This is a genomic window from Longispora sp. NPDC051575, assembly GCF_040681875.1.
Taxonomy (GTDB): Bacteria; Actinomycetota; Actinomycetes; order Mycobacteriales; family Micromonosporaceae; genus Longispora.
This window is the reverse complement of sequence record NZ_JBFAZP010000002.1, coordinates 27,254-44,500: the sequence shown is the minus strand read 5'-3', so window position 1 is coordinate 44,500 and position 17,247 is coordinate 27,254. Positions and strand designations below refer to the sequence as shown.

The window sequence follows — 17,247 nt, the reverse complement described above, 5'->3', positions numbered from 1 at the left end:
CGGCCCGGACCGCGCGGCGCGTCGTACCCGGAAAAAGGGGTTTCGGGGAGGATGGGGGGATGGCTGACACCTTCCATTCGCGGGTCCTCGACGTCGTCACCGGCGCGGCGGAGACCGTCCTCGACCTCACCGACCGCTGCCACGACTTCCTGACCGAGGTGGCGGGCGGGCGCGACGGGCTGCTCAACGTGTTCGTGCCGCACGCCACCGCCGGGGTCGCGGTGCTGGAGACGGGCGCCGGCAGTGACGAGGACCTCCTGGCGATCCTGCGCGACCTGCTGCCCGCCGACGACCGGTGGCGGCACCGGCACGGCAGCCCGGGCCACGGCCGCGACCACGTGCTGCCCGGCCTCGTCGCGCCGCACGCCACCCTGCCGGTCATCGGGGGACGGCTCGCGCTGGGCGTGTGGCAGTCGGTGGTACTCGTCGACACCAACCGCGACAACCCGCGCCGCACGGTGCGACTGTCCTTCCTGGCCTGACCGCGCGAGGGCCATCTCCTGCTGTCCGCGAGGCGCGCCCGCCGCCATGCCCGCGCGGCGCGCCCGCCGCCATGACGGCCGGCCGCCGGACCGCCCGTGTCACCCGGGGACGTGGCCCCTCACGGGGTGTACAGGTACCGCAGGTACTCGATCCCCTTGGCCGTGTGGCGCACCCCGTCGTGCCGCCAGCCGTGCCGCTCGTAGAACCGGACCGCCCCGGTGTTGGCCTCCGCGACCCAGAGCAGGTGCCGGGCGTACCCGAGCTCGGTGAGCACGGCCTGGCCGGCGACCAGGAGTGCCCGGCCGATGCCGGCGCTCTGGGCGTCGGGGTCGACGAACAGCGAGTACAGGTCGCCGAGGTCGGGGTCCTGGCCCGGCAGGCCCGGCCCGACGTAGGTGAACCCGAGCACCCGCCCGCCGTCCTCGGCGACGAGCAGGTGGTGGCTGTCGGCCTCCCGCGCCCGCCGGTCGGCCCACCCCCGGGCCTGGTTGTCCGGGGTGTAGCCGGCGAGTTCCGCCGCCGGCCACAGGCCCGCGTACGCCCGCTGGCAGGCGCGGCTGTCCACCTCGCCGACGGCGGGCAGGTCCTCGGCGACGGCGGGGCGAATGATCATGGACATGGCGCGATCCTAGCCACGCCGCGTGACCGGGCGGAACCCCGGCCGCGGGCTACCCGGTCGAGGCCCGACGCAGCGGGTGCCACAAGACCGTGGTGATCACGGCCATGACCGCGGCGGCGATCCAGAACGGGGCGGTCACCCCCAGACCGTGCGCGAGGACGCCCCCGAGCAGCGACCCGAGGCAGGCCCCACCCAGGTCCAGCAGCGAGTACACGCTGCCGACCCGGCCCAGGAGGCCGTCGGGGACGACGCGTTGCCGCAGCGTCACCACGATCACCCCCCACACCATGGAGTGCACGCCGAACAGGACGATCACCGTCGCCGCGACCCACGGCGTCCTGGTCACCGCCAGCGTGACGTGGGTGAGCAGCTCCACGACGAGTCCGGCGCGCAGCAGCGCGGTCGCGCCGAACCGGGCCCGCAACCGTCCGGTGAGCACGGTGCCGAGCAGGCCGCCGACCGCGAAGGCCGTCAGCAGCACCCCGAAGCCGACCTCCGACAGGCCGAGGCGGTCGCGGGCGTAGAGCACGAACGTCGCGAACGCCGCGCAGAAGGCGACGTTGGCCAGGCCCATTCCGAGCGCGAGGGCGCGCAGCAGCGGATGGTGCCACAGCCAGCGGACACCCTCGGCGATCTCGGCCCGCAGCCCGGGCACCGGCCCGACCTCCGGGTCCGACCCGCCCCCCAGGTCCGCCCCGACCGGCCGTGGCGGCTCAACGGCCTGTGCCGACCCGACCGCCTGTGCCGGCTCGACCGTCTGCGTCGACCCGACCGGCTGGACCGGTGCCGACCCGACCGGCACCGCCCCGGTGCGCGCCCGTGCCGGCCGGACCGCCGCCATCAGGGCCGCCGCCACCAGGAACGTGACCGCGTCCACCCCGAACGGCAACGCGGCCCCGACCACGAACAGCCACGCCCCCAGCGGCTTGGCGACGAACTGGTTGCCCACCGTGAAGGCGGCCATCAGCCGGGCGTTGGCGGTATCCAGCTTCTCCGCCGGCACGATCGCCGGCAGCAGGGCGCCCGAGGCGGTGTCGGCCAGGGTCTCCCCGACCCCGGCGAGGAAGAACACCGCGTAGACCACCGCGACGCCGACGGTCCCGGTGGCCACGGCGGCGGCCAGCCCGCCCAGTGCCAGGGCCCGCAGGAGGTTGACGGACACGATGAGCCGCCGGCGGTCGAGCCGGTCGACGTACGCGCCGCTGATCAGGGAGAACAGCAGCCAGGGGAGTTGTTGGACGAAGGCCGCGCCGGCCACCAGGGCCGGGTCGTCGGTGAGGGAGGCGACCAGCAGGGGGCCGGCCACCATGGTGACGCCGTCACCGAGGTTGGAGACCGCCGAGGCGGTCCAGAGTCGGGTGAAGTCCGCGCCGAGACGCGCGGAGGTACGGGTACGCAAGAGAACTCCTCGAAGCAGGGAAAGGTCGCCGAGAACTGCGACCGCTTCGAGGCGGGGAGCACCCCACCGGTGCCCGTCGGAGCGGGATGGTGGTCCGCGTCAGTGCGCGCGGTGTCCCCGCGTCGAAGCGGCGACCGTGACCATGTCGAGGCGCATGCGGGGCTCCCATCGGGCGAACGGACAACGGCCGGACCCTAACAGAACCCAGGGCCGGACCCACCCCATTTTTCGGGTACCGGCCCGGTGGGCGGCGGCCGCACCCCAGGCTCGGCTACGAGGCGTCGTTGAAGCGCACGAGTGTCCAGCGTGCCGGTGGGAACCGCGCCGGATCGTCCGCGGTGACCCACTCGGTGACTGCGGCGTTGCGCACGTTCGCCAGCTCGAAGGGGTAGTAGTGGCCGAGCAGTCCGAGTCCGCCGAAGGAAGCCGCGACCGTCTCGGCGTGCCCGACCACGACGACTGTTCCGCCCCGGTGACGTGCGGCGATGTCGACGAGCGCCCGGGACACCCGGGTGACCAGTTCCGCCCACGTCTCGTTGCCGCGCTCGAACGGGCGGAACACTCCGCCACCTTCCAGACCGTGGTCGCGGTGGAGTTCGACGACCGGCATCCCGTCGGCGTACGCGGGCGTGTGCCACGTACACAATCCGCAATCGGCGACGGCGGCCACGCCCAGCCGGCCGGCGACCGGTGCGGCGGTCTCCCGCGCGCGCCGCAGCGTGGAGGAGTACACCGCGACCGGGCCCCAGCCGGCGGCCTGTGCTTCGACGCGCGACGCGAGTTGCGCGGCCTGCGCATGGCCGAGGGGCGTCAGGCCGCCACATGCTCGCGGACCGCCGATCACCCGCTGTGCCTTGTGGACCGAGTCGCCATGCCTGACCAACACCATCCGGGTACGCATAGCCGCTGACGATACGAAACCGTCCGAGTCCCGCCCGCTCCGCAGCCGACCGGCGATCCGAGTGGGGCGTTGGAGGGCCAGGGGTGGGCCGGGGCGCCTACCCGACAGGGCGCCCCCGGAACGTTCGGGCCCGGTTAGGGTCGGGCGATGGACTACTGGGCGTTGGGGCCGCTGCTGGTCACCCGGGACGGCGTGCCCGTGCCGGTTCGGGCGAACAAGCTCCGGGTACTGTTGGCCGCGTTCCTGCTGCGCGCCAACCAGCCGCTGACCGTCACGGAGCTGGCCGACCGGCTGTGGGGCCCGCGCCCGCCGGCCAACGCCCGCCGCGCGGTGCAGGTGTACGTCACCCGGTTGCGGCAGGGGCTCGGCGACGACGGTTCGCTGATCGACACCCTGCCCGACGGGTACGTGATGCGGCTCGACGCGCCGGCCCTGGACCTGCTCCGGTTCGAGGAGCTGACCGCCGGGGCGCGGGCGGCCGGGTCGGAGGCGGCGGAGCTGGAACTCCTCCGGCGGGCCCTCGGGCTGTGGCGCGGGCCGGCGTGCGCGGATGTCCGCTCCGACGCGCTGCACCGGCACGACGGGGACCCGCTGACCGAGCGCCGGCTGCTGGCCGAGGAGCGCCGGATCGACCTGGAGCTGCGGCTGGGCTCGCCGGAGGAGCTGCTGCCGGGTCTGCGGCGGCTCACGGACCAGTACCCGTTGCGGGAGGGGTTCTGGGCGCAGCGGATCACGGCGCTGTACCACACGGGCCGCCAGTCGGAGGCCATCGACGCCTACTGGGAGATCCGCCGGCTGCTGGCCGACGAGCTCGGCGTGGACCCGGGCCCCCGGCTGGCGGCGCTGTACCGGGCGATGCTCAGCGCCGAGCCGGTCCTGGAGCCGGCCGCGCCCCGGGCCGCCCCGGGGCCGGGCTGGGTCGTCGCCCGGCACCTGCCGTCGGCGGTACCGGACTTCGCGGGCCGGGTGGTCCCGCGCCGGGACCTGGCGGAGTACCTGTGCGGACCCGGGGTGCCGATCGCCGTGCTCACCGGCCCGCCGGGGGTGGGCAAGACGGCGCTCGCCACGATCATGGCCCACCAGCTGCGGTCCCGGTTCCCCGACGGTCAGTGGTACGCCCGGCTGGCCGGCGACTCCCCGCCGGCCAGGGACCCGTTCGACGTGCTCGGCGACCTGCTCGTCGCCAGCGGGATGACGGCCGCCGCCCTGCCGCCGGGCCTGGACCAGCGGTCCGCCGCGCTGCGGTCCCGGCTCGCGGACCGGCGGGTGCTGCTCCTGCTCGACGGCGCGGCCGACGTCGCCCAGGTGGCCCCGCTGCTGCCCGGCGTCGAGGGCAGCGCGGTCCTCGTCACCAGCCGCACCGAGCTGGCCGGCCTCGGGGTGCGGTTCGCGGCGCGCGGATTCCGGGTCGACCCGCTCGACCGCGCGGAGGCGGTGCGGATCCTCGCCGGCGTGCTCGGCGACGACGCGGTGCGGGCCGAACCCGGGGCGGCGGAGGAGCTGGCCGCCCTGTGCGCGTACCTGCCGTTGGCGCTGCGGATCGCCGCAACCAACGCCGCCCACCGCCCGGGCCTGGACCTCGCCGGCCACGTGGCCGGGTTCCGGGCCGCCAACCGCCTCGACGCGCTGGGGGTGCCCGGCGACCCCGCCATCGCCGTCCGGGCCGCCTTCGACGTGTCCTACGCGGCCCTCGGACCGGACGCGCGGCGAGCGTTCCGCCTGCTCGGACTGGTGCCGGGCGCCGACGTCACCGCCGACGCCGCCGCCGCGCTGCTCGACCGGGACCGGGCCGACGTCGACCGGGTGCTGACGGTGCTGTGCGCCGCCAGCCTCGTGCAGCGCGCGGCGGACAGGTTCAGCCTGCACGACCTGCTCCGCGAGTACGCGGCGGAGCACGCGGCCGCCGACGGCGAACGGGGCGACGCGTGGCGCCGGCTGTGCGGCTGGTACCTGCGCACCGCCGACCACGCGACCCGGTGGGAGTACCCGACCGTCGTCCGGCTGTCCCCGGCGGCCACGGGACCGTCGCCGTTCGTCGCGGCGGACGCGGCCCAGGCCTGGCTGGACGCCGAGCGGGCGAACCTGGTGGCCGTCGTGGTGCGCGCGGGGGAGCGGGGCCCGTTCGACGCCGCCTGGCAGTTGGAGGAGGTGCTGCGCAAGTACCTGTCGTCGGAGTCGCACCTGTCGGACTGGCAGACCACCGCGCTCGCGGCCCGGGAGGCGGCGCACCGCGCGGGCGACAAGCCGGTGGCCGGCGGCGCGCTGTTCAGCCTCGCCGGGGTCCTGCAGACCTGGGGCCGGTCGGCCGAGGCGATCGAACACAGCGAGGCCGCGCTGGACCACCTGCGCGACGGCGGCCACCCGCTCGCGGAGGCGTCGGTGCTCGGCAACCTCGGGCTCACCTACGCCGACCTCGGCGACGCGCGCCGGGCGGCGGAGATGCTCACCCGGTGCGTCGCGGTGTTCCGCACGGTGGACATGCCGTGGCACGTGGCCAACGGGCTGCTCAACCTGAGCCGGATCGACGAGGGCCGGGGCCGGTACGCCGACGCCGAGCGGCGCGCCACCGAGTGCCTGGAGCTGATCGGACACAGCCCCGGCGACATCCTCTACGCCGCCGCGCACATCAACAGGGCCTCGGCCCGCCTGGCGTCGGGCCGGGTGGACGAGGCCCTCGCCGACGCGGAGGAGGCGCTGCGCACCACCCGGGACCGGCACCTGTCGGCCGCGCGGCAGTGCCTCGCCGTCGTCCACGCCACCCGGGGCGACTACGCCGAAGCCCTGCGCCTGGCCTCCGAGGCGCTGCGCACCAGCCGGGCGGACGGCCGGCCGCGGGTGGAGGCCGAGGCCCTCAACGCCCTCGCGACCGTGTACCGGCTGGCCGGGCACCCGTCCCGGGCGATCGAGCGGTACACGGACGCCGCGCGGCTCTCGGAGACGGCGGGGTTCCGCGCCCAGCACGCCGACGCCCTGATCGGCAGGGCGCTGGCCGGCGCCGCCACGGGGGACACCGCGACCGCGATCGAGGACGGCCGGCGCGCGTACACCCTGGCCACGGAGCTGGACCGGGCGCCCGTCGCGGCGGCGGCGCGCGCCCTCCTCGCGGAACTGACCGGGTCGGTCCCGTAGCCGGCGCCCACCGCGGAAACGGTGAAGCCGTTCTGAAGGCGAGCCCTCCTACGGTGGGTCCCGTCGGGCCGTCGGGCCCGACGGATCGGTACTCCACAAGGGGGACACGTGAAGCGCACCATCATGACAGTGGCCGTTCTGGGCGCCCTGCTGCTCGGCACGGTCGGCGCGGCCTCGCCCGCCTCCGCCGCCCCGGCGGCCCCGGCGGGCGGCGCCGCCAGCCTCCAGGTCACCTGCATCTACGAGTCGACCGGGGACGGCGTCCGGCTGCGCACCGGCCCCGACTCCAACGCCACCGTGCTGGGCCTGCTCTACCGGGGGGACCGGTTCAGCGGCGACCGGGCCGCTGTCCAGAACGGCTTCCGTTACGGGTACAGCGCCAAGCACGGCAAGTACGGCTGGGTGTCGACGGGCTTCCTGCGCCAGGTCGGCTGCCCGGTGTAGAGGCCGGTGATGGGTGCGGGGCCCGTGGACGGCACGCGGGCCCCGCACCCGCGGCTACGGGTTCCCGGCGCGCGCCCGGCCCCGGACCGCCAGGGCGAGCGCGCCGGCGATCAGCGCCGCCGCCACCGCGAACGTGACCCGCATCCCGGTGCCGACCGCCCCCGGGCCCGCCGTGGCGACATCGTCGGTCGACGAGGCCAGCGCGAACACGGCCCCCATCACGGACGCGCCGGTGACGAGGCCGAGATTGCGGGACAGGTTCAGCATCCCGGAGACGACGCCCCGCTGGTCCGGGCGCACGTCGGCCATGACGGCGGTGTTGTTGGCCGTCTGGAACACCGCGTAGCCGACGGTGACCACCGCGATGGGCCCGACGTACCCGGCGACGCCCAGGGTGCCCGGCAGGACGGCCAGCAGGACGCAGCCGGCCGCGATCCCGACCAGCCCGGCGACGGTCATCCGGGCCGCGCCGAACCGGTCCGCGATCCGGCCGGCCGGCACCCCGGTCAGCGCGGCGACGAGCGGGCCGACCGACAGCACCAGCCCGACGAGGGCCTCGCGGAGTCCGAGCGCGCGGGACAGGTAGAACGGGCCGACCACGAGCGTCGCCATCAGGACGGTCGAGACGAGCGCGCTGGTGGCCAGGCCGGCGCCCAGTACCGGATCGCGGAACATCGCCAGCCGGATCAGCGGGGACGCCGCCCGCGCCTCGGTGCGCAGGAACAGGCCGGCCCCGAGGAGCGCGGCGGCCAGGAGCGCCGCGTTGAGCGGGCCGAACCCGCCCCGGCCCAGGGTCACGGCGAGCGCGTAGGCGGCGAGGGTGAGCGCGAGCAGAACCGTACCCCGATGGTCGAATGTCGCTCGGCTCTTGGGCCCCGGGCGGTCGACCGGCAGGTGGCGGTGCGCGAGCAGGAGGGTCGCGACGCCCAGCGGCACGGTGACCAGGAAGAGGGCCCGCCAGCCGAACCCGGCGATCAGGACACCGCCCAGCGACGGGCCCAGCGCCGTGCCGACCGCCGACATCGTGCCGAGCAGCCCCATGGCGCTGCCGGTCCGGGCCCTCGGCACGGTCTCGCCGACGAACGCCATGGTCAGCGCCATCATGACGGCCGCCCCGAGGCCCTGCGCGGCCCGCGCGGCGATCAGCAGCCCCAGGCTGGGCGCCAGGCCGCACAGCACCGAGGCCACCGTGAACAGCGAGATCCCCGCCAGCAGCAGCCGTCGGCGGCCGGTGAGGTCACCGAGCCGCCCGACGCTGACGATCACGGTGGTCACCGCGAGGAGGTAGGCGAGGACCACCCACTGGACCTGCTGGAAGGACGCGGAGAACGCCTCCGCCAGGGTGGGCAGGCCGACGTTGGCGATGCTGGTGCCGAGCGAGGACAACAACATGGACAGCGACAGGCTGGCGAGTACCCACCGGACGGACGGCCCGGCCGGTGCCGCGACGCTGGCTGACGTCATCTCGGTCCTTCCTTTCTGGAGGGTGTGGGCCCGGCCGGCACGGCCGGGCGCGGATCCGGTGGTCAGTCGCCCGCCCGCACACCCGTGAACACCGTGCTGGCGGTGAGCAGGAAGGCGTCGGGCCGGTGCAGGATGCCCTCCGGCGCGTCCGGGTCGACCAGCACGTCGAGGGTCCGCAGGTCCTCGGCGTCGAGGTCCTCGGCCATCGACTCCCGCAGCCGGACCAGGTGCGCGTGCAGGTACGCGCGCCCCGTCCCGCCCAGCGGTGCCGGCAGGTCGAGCAGCGTCGTGAAGCTCCCGACGGCGGTGAGCCCGGCGCGGCGGAACAGCTCCGGCCAGTCCTCCAGCACGGAGACGCTGTCGGGCAGCTCCGCCCGCATCACCTCGAACCACTTCTCCTGGACCGCGTCCAGCCGGGCCTGCAGGCCGGGCGTGCCGAGGCCGAGGTCGCGGGGCAGGAACCGCATCGGCAGTCCGCCCTCGGCCACCGCGAGCAGGCCGCCGGGGCGCAGGATCCCGGCCAGGCCGTCCAGGGCCGCCTGCTGGTCGCCGAGGTGGTGCACCGCGCGGCTGCTCCAGATCAGGTCCGCCGTGCCGAGCCGGGCCAGGTCGCCGGGCAGTTCGGCGTGCAGGGCGGCCACCCTGTCCCCGAGGCCGGTCCGCCCGGCCCGGGCCACGGCGCGGTCGAGCAGGCCGGGCGCGCCGTCCACCGCGACGGCCGTCGCGTCGGGGAAGGCCTCGGCGAGGACGCAGGTCATCACGCCCGGCCCGCTGCCGATGTCGAGGACCCGCCCGACCTCGTGGTCCGGGGCGAACAGGCCGCCGAGCCGGTCCGCGGTCTGGCGGAGGGCGGGGAGCTGCAGTTCGCCGTTCTGTTCCAGGTGGGTGGCCATCACCTCCCAGTCGATGTCGGTGCGGTGGTGTCCGTGCTGGTGTCCGTGTCCGGATCCGGTGTGCTGGCTCATGTCGACGAGCCTGCACCCGCCCCGGGAACCTGGCAACTTCTGTTGCCGATTCCGGGACGGCGTGTTGGAATGCGGAGATGGACAAGCCCGCGCCGTACCAAGCGGTCCTCGACGACGTCGCCCCCCGGCTCCGCGCCCTGCGCACCAAGCGTGGTCTCACCCTGGCGGCGCTGTCCGAGACGACCGGCATCTCCAAGAGCACCCTGTCCCGGCTGGAGTCCGGCCAGCGTCGCCCCAGCCTGGAACTGCTGCTGCCGCTCGCCGGCGCGTACAACGTGCCGCTGGACGACCTGGTCGGCGCGCCCGAGGTGGGCGACCCCCGGGTCCGGCTCAAGGCCCGCGCCATGCCCAACGGCGGCATGTTCCTGCCCCTGAGCCGCAGCCCCGGCCCGCTGCAGGCCTACAAAATGATCATCAATGACCGGGGTACGGAGCCGGAGCCACGCACCCACGAGGGCTACGAGTGGATGTACGTGCTGGACGGCCGGCTGCGGCTCGTCCTCGGGGAGCACGACCTGGTCCTCGGCCCCGGGGAGGTCGCCGAGTTCGACACCCGGGTGCCGCACTGGTTCAGCAGCGCGGACGGCCGGCCCGTGGAGATCCTCAGCCTGTTCGGGCGGCAGGGGGAGCGGATGCACGTCCGGGCGAAACCCCGGGAGCGGTCGGCCGGTGAGGGGGCCTGATGAGGGCGGTTGTCCGGCCTATTCCGAAAGTGAGTTTTCGCCGATAGAATCACTTTCTGGCCGTCCCGTCGGCGGGCAGGAGTCCCCGGGAGGCACCGTGGAAGACGTTCTGCGCCGCAAGCTCCACCGCGGCTTCGGCTACTTCGACGTCGACGGCAACGGCCGCCTGACGGAGTCCGACTTCGCCGCCGTCACCGGCCGCCTCGAAGGGGCCTTCCCGGACACCCACCCGCCGACCCTGGCCAGCCTGCACGCGACGTTCATGGTGCTGTGGAAGCGGTACTTCCGCCCGTTCGGCCGCGCGGACGGCTCCCTCGGCCCGGAGGAGTTCGCGGCGGCGGTCACCGGGGCCCTGGAGTCCGACCGCGACACGTTCCTCCGCGACTTCGGCGACGCCGCGTCCTACTGGATGCTGACCGCGGACACCGACGGCGACGGGGTGGTGAGCCGGGCGGAGTTCGAGCACATGTACGCGCGCACCTTCGGCCTGCCGCCCGACCGGACGGCGGCGGGCTTCGCGGCGCTCGACCGGGACGGCGACGGGGTCCTCGACACCGCCGAACTCCTCCGGGCGGCCGGCGAGTTCTGGACCAGCGCTGACCCGGACGCGCCCGGCAACCTGATGTACGGCCCCCTGGACTGACCGGCAGGCCCGGGTCCGGCGACCACCGCGATGCGGCGCCCAACGGCTCGGGCGACTGGTCCACCCGGGCGCCGGCCCGGTCCGCCAGGTCCGTCCGGGCCTCGCCCCCGGCCGCCATCACGGTCCACCGGGTCCACCTTGTCGTCGCCCCGTGGCCCGTTAGCGTGCGCCGGCCCGGTGCCCGGCGGGGCGCGGCCGGGCACCGTTCTCGCGGTGAGCAAGTCCGGCACCGCCCCGATCCGCCCGGCGGCACCCGGGGTCACCCGGGACCGCCGGGCGGCACCCGCTAGAGCTTCCGGGCGAACATCTTCCGGTCGGCGAAGTGCACGAACCCGGCCTTCACGAACGACCGGAACATCCCCAGATTCGCCGCGTCGCAGTCCCCCCGCACCTCGGTCTCGCCGGCCGCCGCGAGCACGTGCAGCCCCCGGACCACCACATCGGTGCTGAACCCCCGGCCCCGGTGCGTGGGCGCGACGCCGACGAGGCCGATCACGGCGAAGCTCGGGTTGCGCGCCGGCAGGCTGAGGGCGGCGGGCAGGCCGTCGGCGTCGTAGCCGATCTCGTACCAGTCGGGCTGGTGTTCCATGTCGAGCATGTCGCGGATGTTGAGGTCGGCGGCGCCCCGCAGCCCGTGTTCGGCGATCTCGGCGAGGAAGATCGCGTCCTTCGTGTCGATGAGGACCGCCTCGAGGAGGTCGACGAAGGGGGTCTCGCCGAGCTCGGCGAGGGAACGCCAGGTGAGCCGGGGGTCCAGCGCGGGCAGGCCGGACTCGGCCCGCCACTGGAACCGGCGGCCGTCCCGTTCGAGGAGCAGGCCCGCGTCGGCGAGCAGGGTCTCGCGCAGCTCCGGGTCGCGCTGGAACTGCGGGGTCTGGGCGGGGGAGTCGAGCACGTGGCCCTGCCCGGTGGCGCCGAGTTCGCGGGCCAGGGTCGCGGCGGCGTCGAGCAGCGCGGGCCCGGCGGTGCCGGGTTCGAAGAGCACGAAGTCGACGGGTACGGGGCGCCCGGGCGGGCTCCACAGCACGATGTTGCCGACGAGCGCGCCGTCGTCCTCGGCGACCAGGCACCACTCGGGCCGGGTGCAGGCCCGGTCGAGCAGGGTCGCCAGGTAGTCGGCGGTGGCGGCGTCGCGCTCGGCGTCGTCGAGGGTGGTCAGGGCGGGCAGCTCGTCGGGGCGGGCCGCACGGATCACGACAGTCACAGGTGTTCCTTCTTCGGGTGGAGTGTGGCCGGATCGCGTGGCCCCGGCGGCACGCGTCCGCGCCCCGGGCTCCACCAGTGTTGTTGATCATCCTAGTCGGCCGGGGCCAGCGAATTCCGCGCGCCCGGAGCCGCCGGCCCACCGCGGGTCGCCCCGGCCCACCGGCCCACCGCATCCCCGCGTTGTCTCCGGACCGGCCGCCCACCGCCGCCCAGGGCTGCCCCGACACGTTGTGATCGTCCTCACGAGCGCCCTCTCGCCCCTGCCCGGAAGCCATAGGCCCTGCCTATGATCTTGTCGGAGTACGGCACCTACCGCGCGACCCGCCGCCCGGGTTTACTCCGAACATCGGCCCAACCGCCCCTTCCTGTCTGCGAGGAACGCCCCGCCATGACCCGTCCGATCCGGATCGCGATCGTCGGAGCCGGTCCCGCCGGTGTCTACGCCGCGGACGCCCTGCTGAAGTCCGACGCCGCCCGCGAACCCGGGGTCTCGATCGACCTGTTCGAGCGGATGCCGGCCCCGTTCGGGCTGATCCGCTACGGCGTGGCCCCCGACCACCCGCGGATCAAGGGCATCATCACCGCCCTCCAACGGGTACTGGACAAGCCGCAGATCCGGCTGTTCGGCAACGTGGACTACCCGGGCGACCTGGCCCTCGACGACCTGCACCGGTTCTACGACGCCGTCGTGTTCTCCACCGGCGCGATGGCCGACCGGGCCCTGGACATGCCCGGCATCGGCCTGGAGGGCTCCTACGGCGCCGCCGACTTCGTCTCCTGGTACGACGGGCACCCCGACGTCCCGCGCACCTGGCCCCTGGAGGCGACCCGGGTCGCGGTGCTCGGCGTGGGCAACGTGGCCCTGGACGTCGCCCGGATCCTGGCCAAGACCGCCGCCGAGCTGCTGCCGACCGAGATCCCGCCGAACGTGCACGCCGGCCTGGCGGGGAACAAGGCCGTGGAGGTGCACGTCTTCGGCCGCCGCGGACCGGCGCAGGCCAAGTTCAGCCCGATGGAGCTGCGCGAACTCGACCACTCGCCGACCATCGAGGTGATCGTCGACCCGGAGGACATCGAGTACGACGAGGGCTCCGCCGCCGAACGTCGCGGCAACAAGCAGGTCGACATGGTCGCCAACACCCTCGAAGGCTGGGCGATCCGCGACGTCGGCGACCGCCCGCACCGGGTCTACCTGCACTTCTTCGAGTCCCCGGTCGAGGTGCTCGGCGCCGACGGCCGGGTGGTGGGCCTGCGGACCGAGCGCACCGAGCTCGACGGCACGGGCAACGTCCGGGGGACCGGGAAGGTCACCGACTGGGACGTGCAGGCCGTGTACCGGGCGGTCGGCTACTACTCCGACGAGCTGCCCAAACTCGCGTTCGACCCGGTGTCGGGCACCGTCCCGAACCAGGCCGGCCGGGTCCTGGCCGCCGACGGCTCCCACCAGACGGCCACCTACGTCACGGGCTGGATCAAGCGCGGCCCCGTCGGCCTGATCGGACACACCAAGGGCGACGCGAACGAGACCGTCGCCTGCCTGCTCGACGACCACGCGGCGGGCGCCCTGCCCGGCGCCGTCGAGCCCGACCCGGAGGCGGTGGTCGCCCACCTGCGCGACCAGGGCGTCCGCTTCACCACCTGGGCGGGCTGGCACCTGCTCGACGCCCACGAGCGCGCCCTGGGTGCCGCCGAGGGCCGCGAACGCGTCAAGGTCGTCGAACGCGGGGACATGCTCCACCACAGCGGCGCCTGACCCGCGAACCCCGCCGCCCGGACCGGGCGGCGGGCCGCGCGCTAGCGCGCCTCCCGCTCCGCCGCCTCCGCCAGCCGCTTGACGACCGACAACCGCCGGTCCCAGTCGGACGCCAACGCGGCCATCCACCGCGCCGTCGAGTCCAGCGCCGCCGACCGCACCGCGTACCGCACCTCGCGGCCGACCCGCCTGTTCGTGACGAGGCCGGCCGCGTCGAGGATGGTGAGGTGTTTGAGGACGGCCTGCCGGGAGACGGGGAAGCTCTCGGCGAGCGTCGTCGCCGTGGCCTCCCCCCGGGCGGCCAGGAGGTCGAGCAACTGGCGTCGGGTCGGATCGGCCAGCGCGGCCAGGACGCTGTCGACGTGCTCGCGGGGCCCGCGACGTGCCTCGGTCATACGGGTGGCTGTTCGGCGCGCTTGCCGAACGCGTCGAGCACCTCGGGCCAGCCGCCGGCGTTGTTGCGGTATGCCTGCTCGCGCAGTTCCTCGGAGCCGGTCAGGGTGGCGAACCCGCTCTCGACGACCCGGAGCCGGGTGGCGGTGCCCTCCGGGATCAGGGTGAACTCGACGAGGGTGCTGTTGCCCGGGCGCAGTTCCTCGCCGGGGTAGGCGCTGGCCCACCGGTACGCCAGGTAGGTCGGGGGTTCGACCTTCTCCACCCGCACCGGGAAGTCCCCGTAATGGGCGTTGTGTGCCACCATCGACTCGCCCTCCCGGGCCACGGTGCCGGGCAGGCTCGCCAGGTCGGCCACCCAGAACCCGGGCTGGGCCACCAGGGTCCAGACCCGCTCCACGGACGCCTGGATCAGGGTTTCGCGTTCGATCCGGTCCTCGCTCATGAGGAACTCCTTCACCCGCCGCTGAAATGATGCATCTCAAGAGTTGCACACGTCCGGGGCGAACCCGAGCCGGACCATGACAGAGAGTAGCGCCACGTCGCCCGCGCGGCCACCGCGAGGGCGACACACCAGACGGGTACCAAAAATGGGAAGTGCGGTCTTTGTCTTTGATGTGGGTGTGACCACGACAGCGGGCTGAATGCGCACAGTGGACGCCCGACGGCACCCGGAGGGCCAAATCCGCCCTGTTGTCCCCCGACGTTAGGATGCGGCGAGCTCGATCGGAACGGGGTCGGGGCCGAGGGCGGGGGCACCGGATGACCGAGCACGCACACGAACCGGCTCCGACGCTGCCCGAACTGGGCATCGACCTGGTTCCACTGGAGACCGCCGACCCGGCGATGGCCGGGGACATCCAGCTGTGGGGCCGGATCGGCGAGGGCGGCATGGGCCGGGTGTACCTCGGTCTGACCCCCGCCGGGCGCCCCGTCGCGGTCAAGATGGTCAAGGACCCCTTCGCCGGCGATCCCGCGTTCCGGGCCCGGTTCGCCCGGGAGGCCACCCTCGCGGCCCGGGTGAACGGCCTCTACACGGCCCCCGTGCTCCGGTACGAGGCGGACGCCGACCGCCCCTGGCTCGCCACGGCCTTCGTACCAGGGCCGACGCTCGCCGTCGCCGTCACCCGGCACGGCACCCTGCCCGTCCAGGGCGTCTGGAAGCTGGCCGCCGGCATCGCGGAGGCACTCAAGGCCATCCACGCCGCCGGCATCACCCACCGTGACCTCAAACCGGGCAATGTCCTCCTCGCCACCGACGGCCCCCGCGTGATCGACTTCGGGATCGCCCGCGCGGACGGCGTCCAGGACGGCCTGACCCAGACCGGTGTCCGGATGGGCACCCCCGCCTACATGGCACCCGAACAGCTGCGCGGCGACGCCCCCGGCCCCGGGACCGACGTGTTCGCCCTCGGCTCGGTGATCGCCTACGCGGCCGGCGGCACCGCCCCGTTCCGGGGCCGGAGCGAGGCCGAGCTGATCTACCGGATCACCCAGGGGGAGCCGGACCTGGGCGCGGTGCCCGACGAGGGGCTCCGGCGACTGGTCGCCGCCTGCCTGGCCAAGGATCCGGCGGACCGGCCGACGCCGGACGCGGTGATCGAGGCGTACGGGAGGGCGCGGCGCGGTCCGGCGCCGGTCGGGGGCAGCTGGCTGCCGGCCGGGTTGGCGGACACGCTCGCCGCAGCGGGGGCGGCGGCGGTGGCCACACTGGTGGACGGGTCGACCGCGTCACCGCGACCCGAGGGGCTCGCCGCGACGGTCGACGCGGCGGCGGTGACCACGGCCCGGCCGGCCGCCGGCGCCGGGACCGCGCCGATGGACGACGTGCCTCCTGCGACCTTGCCGGGCGGCACCGCCGAGGCCTCGACGTTGGCTGAGGCCGGGGCGGCTCCGACGGACGGCGTGCCTCCTGCGACCTTGCCGGGCGGCACCGCCGAGGCCTCGACGTTGGCTGAGGCCGGGGCGGCTCCGACGGACGGCGCGCCTCCTGCGACCGCGCCGGGCCGCACCGCCGAGCCCTCGAAGCTGGCGGACGCAGGGGCGGCTCCGACAGCTTCCGCCACGGTGCCGGAGATCTCCGCACCGACCGTCGCTACGCCGGACCTTGCCGAGCAGACCCCGACCTCCGCGTTGCCGGCTGCCCCGCCCGCTCCCGACGTGCCCGCTGACACGTTGATCGACAAGGCGGTGGACGTAGGTCCGGCCGGCCCGACGGTCGCCGGGGCCGCGACGGCACCGACCGTGAGCGCCGTGCGGGAGGCGGTGACGGTGCAGTCGTCGGCTCCGTCAGGCGCGGACGTCGAGGCACCCCAGATCGACCGTCCAGCCGCCACTCCGCCCCCACCAGCGGCAACACTCCCCGTCCCGGCCCTGCCCCCTCCGCCGCCCCGGCGAACCCGGCGAACCCTGCTCGTCCTCGCCGCCGTGACGGCCGCCGTGGTCCTCCTGTTCGCGGGCTACCTGGCCAGCGGACTCGCCGGCCCACGGGGCACCCCCGGCGCCTCCGCCACCCCCGGACCCGGCGGAGCGGTCGGCGGCACCCCGTCGGCGACGCGGGTCGCGGAACCCGGCGGCAACCAGATCGGCACCAGCCAGACCCCCGGGACGGGTCCCGGCGCGACTCCCGTGCCGGGCGGTCAGGTCCCGGGTGCCACCACGGGCCCGGGCGGCAATCCGAGTCAGCGTCCGCCGGAGTCCAAGCCGGTACCCGGATCAGGTCTGCCCAACGGCCCCTTCAACCCGGCGGACGCCGTGATCGTCAGCGCCCAGGACGGCGCGGTGCTCAGCGCGACCGGCACCGGCAGCGGCGCGGCCGTCGCCACCCGGGCGTGGCGGAACCAGCCCGGCCAGCGCTGGACCTTCGCCCAGGGCAGGGACGCGAACGGCCGCCGGGACTACGTGGTCGTGCCGAGGAACGCCACCGCCATGCAGCTGAGCCGCAACTTCGACAACAACGTGCAGTTGGGTACGTGGGAGCAGGACTGGCAGCGCTCCTACTGGAACTACGACCCGCAGACCCGCCGCATCGAGAACGCCGCCACCAACATCTGCCTGGTCGGCAACGGCCCCGACCAGCAGGTCAGCAGCGACTTCTGCTCGGGCGCCGCCAACCAGCAGTGGCGCCTGGTCTCCTGAGCCCCCGCGTCCCCGCCTACCGGGGCA

At 74.9% G+C, this 17,247-nt stretch carries 15 protein-coding genes; 7 read left to right on the top strand and 8 right to left on the bottom strand.

Annotation, left to right across the window (positions count from 1 at the left end; genetic code table 11):
• Positions 1-59: 59 nt before the first annotated feature.
• Positions 60-482 (top strand): YjbQ family protein, encoded by a 423-nt coding sequence (locus AB0M43_RS04190; RefSeq protein WP_363721019.1) that lies wholly within the window; start codon positions 60-62, stop codon positions 480-482.
• 119 nt (positions 483-601) lie between these two features.
• On the opposite strand, the gene AB0M43_RS04185 is transcribed toward AB0M43_RS04190, so the two are convergent.
• The 3 genes from AB0M43_RS04185 to AB0M43_RS04175 all read right to left on the bottom strand — a co-directional run bounded on the left by AB0M43_RS04185 (position 602) and on the right by AB0M43_RS04175 (position 3,402).
• On the bottom strand, positions 602-1,102 hold the full coding sequence (locus AB0M43_RS04185) for a GNAT family N-acetyltransferase (RefSeq protein ID WP_363721018.1): 501 nt from the start codon (positions 1,100-1,102) through the stop codon (positions 602-604).
• 49 nt (positions 1,103-1,151) lie between these two features.
• Positions 1,152-2,501, bottom strand: coding sequence for an MFS transporter (locus AB0M43_RS04180; protein ID WP_363721016.1), 1,350 nt, complete (start codon positions 2,499-2,501; stop codon positions 1,152-1,154).
• 271 nt (positions 2,502-2,772) lie between these two features.
• The gene (locus tag AB0M43_RS04175) at positions 2,773-3,402 is read right to left on the bottom strand and encodes a histidine phosphatase family protein (protein ID WP_363721014.1); all 630 of its coding nucleotides are present in this window, start codon (positions 3,400-3,402) and stop codon (positions 2,773-2,775) included.
• 147 nt (positions 3,403-3,549) lie between these two features.
• Between AB0M43_RS04175 and AB0M43_RS04170 the strand changes: the two genes are divergently transcribed.
• Together AB0M43_RS04170 and AB0M43_RS04165 are read left to right on the top strand one after the other, a co-directional pair.
• Positions 3,550-6,531: a BTAD domain-containing putative transcriptional regulator gene (locus tag AB0M43_RS04170; RefSeq protein ID WP_363721013.1), complete on the top strand. Its 2,982-nt coding sequence runs from the start codon at positions 3,550-3,552 to the stop codon at positions 6,529-6,531.
• Between the two features lie 108 nt (positions 6,532-6,639).
• Positions 6,640-6,975 carry an SH3 domain-containing protein gene (locus AB0M43_RS04165; RefSeq protein WP_363721011.1) on the top strand — a complete coding sequence of 112 codons (336 nt, stop codon included), beginning with the start codon at positions 6,640-6,642 and terminating at the stop codon, positions 6,973-6,975.
• A 54-nt stretch (positions 6,976-7,029) separates the two neighbouring features.
• On the opposite strand, the gene AB0M43_RS04160 is transcribed toward AB0M43_RS04165, so the two are convergent.
• Together AB0M43_RS04160 and AB0M43_RS04155 are read right to left on the bottom strand one after the other, a co-directional pair.
• Positions 7,030-8,439 (bottom strand): MFS transporter, encoded by a 1,410-nt coding sequence (locus AB0M43_RS04160; protein WP_363721009.1) that lies wholly within the window; start codon positions 8,437-8,439, stop codon positions 7,030-7,032.
• 62 nt (positions 8,440-8,501) lie between these two features.
• A complete protein-coding gene (locus tag AB0M43_RS04155) occupies positions 8,502-9,404 on the bottom strand; it encodes a class I SAM-dependent methyltransferase (RefSeq protein WP_363721007.1) in 903 nt (300 codons plus the stop codon).
• A 77-nt stretch (positions 9,405-9,481) separates the two neighbouring features.
• Here AB0M43_RS04155 and AB0M43_RS04150 point away from each other — a divergent pair, with 77 nt between their 5' ends.
• A complete protein-coding gene (locus AB0M43_RS04150; protein ID WP_363721006.1) occupies positions 9,482-10,087 on the top strand; it encodes an XRE family transcriptional regulator in 606 nt (201 codons plus the stop codon).
• Positions 10,088-10,184: 97 nt separating this feature from the next.
• Positions 10,185-10,730, top strand: coding sequence for an EF-hand domain-containing protein (locus AB0M43_RS04145; protein ID WP_363721005.1), 546 nt, complete (start codon positions 10,185-10,187; stop codon positions 10,728-10,730).
• Between the two features lie 286 nt (positions 10,731-11,016).
• On the opposite strand, the gene AB0M43_RS04140 is transcribed toward AB0M43_RS04145, so the two are convergent.
• On the bottom strand, positions 11,017-11,934 hold the full coding sequence (locus tag AB0M43_RS04140) for a mycothiol acetyltransferase (protein ID WP_363721004.1): 918 nt from the start codon (positions 11,932-11,934) through the stop codon (positions 11,017-11,019).
• Positions 11,935-12,324: 390 nt separating this feature from the next.
• Between AB0M43_RS04140 and AB0M43_RS04135 the strand changes: the two genes are divergently transcribed.
• The gene (locus AB0M43_RS04135) at positions 12,325-13,689 is read left to right on the top strand and encodes an FAD-dependent oxidoreductase (RefSeq protein WP_363721002.1); all 1,365 of its coding nucleotides are present in this window, start codon (positions 12,325-12,327) and stop codon (positions 13,687-13,689) included.
• Between the two features lie 41 nt (positions 13,690-13,730).
• Here AB0M43_RS04135 and AB0M43_RS04130 read toward each other — a convergent pair whose 3' ends face one another.
• Positions 13,731-14,084: a metalloregulator ArsR/SmtB family transcription factor gene (locus tag AB0M43_RS04130; protein ID WP_363721001.1), complete on the bottom strand. Its 354-nt coding sequence runs from the start codon at positions 14,082-14,084 to the stop codon at positions 13,731-13,733.
• Entirely contained in the window at positions 14,081-14,527 is a 447-nt protein-coding gene (locus AB0M43_RS04125; RefSeq protein ID WP_363720999.1) for an SRPBCC domain-containing protein, read from the bottom strand. The genes AB0M43_RS04130 and AB0M43_RS04125 overlap by 4 nt, the downstream gene beginning before the upstream one ends.
• 317 nt (positions 14,528-14,844) lie before the next feature.
• On the opposite strand from AB0M43_RS04125, the gene AB0M43_RS04120 reads away from it, so the two are divergent.
• Positions 14,845-17,220, top strand: a complete 2,376-nt coding sequence (locus AB0M43_RS04120; protein ID WP_363720997.1) for a protein kinase — start codon at positions 14,845-14,847, stop codon at positions 17,218-17,220.
• Positions 17,221-17,247: the final 27 nt, after the last annotated feature.

Bases quoted from the DNA above. Each gene is read 5' to 3' on its own strand.
- AB0M43_RS04190 (WP_363721019.1), top strand. From the start codon at position 60: ATGGCTGACACCTTCCATTCGCGGGTCCTCGACGTCGTCACCGGCGCG.
- AB0M43_RS04185 (WP_363721018.1), bottom strand. From the start codon at position 1,102: ATGTCCATGATCATTCGCCCCGCCGTCGCCGAGGACCTGCCCGCCGTC.
- AB0M43_RS04175 (WP_363721014.1), bottom strand. From the start codon at position 3,402: ATGCGTACCCGGATGGTGTTGGTCAGGCATGGCGACTCGGTCCACAAG.
- AB0M43_RS04170 (WP_363721013.1), top strand. From the start codon at position 3,550: ATGGACTACTGGGCGTTGGGGCCGCTGCTGGTCACCCGGGACGGCGTG.
- AB0M43_RS04160 (WP_363721009.1), bottom strand. From the start codon at position 8,439: ATGACGTCAGCCAGCGTCGCGGCACCGGCCGGGCCGTCCGTCCGGTGG.
- AB0M43_RS04155 (WP_363721007.1), bottom strand. From the start codon at position 9,404: ATGAGCCAGCACACCGGATCCGGACACGGACACCAGCACGGACACCAC.
- AB0M43_RS04150 (WP_363721006.1), top strand. From the start codon at position 9,482: ATGGACAAGCCCGCGCCGTACCAAGCGGTCCTCGACGACGTCGCCCCC.
- AB0M43_RS04135 (WP_363721002.1), top strand. From the start codon at position 12,325: ATGACCCGTCCGATCCGGATCGCGATCGTCGGAGCCGGTCCCGCCGGT.
- AB0M43_RS04130 (WP_363721001.1), bottom strand. From the start codon at position 14,084: ATGACCGAGGCACGTCGCGGGCCCCGCGAGCACGTCGACAGCGTCCTG.
- AB0M43_RS04125 (WP_363720999.1), bottom strand. From the start codon at position 14,527: ATGAGCGAGGACCGGATCGAACGCGAAACCCTGATCCAGGCGTCCGTG.
- AB0M43_RS04120 (WP_363720997.1), top strand. From the start codon at position 14,845: ATGACCGAGCACGCACACGAACCGGCTCCGACGCTGCCCGAACTGGGC.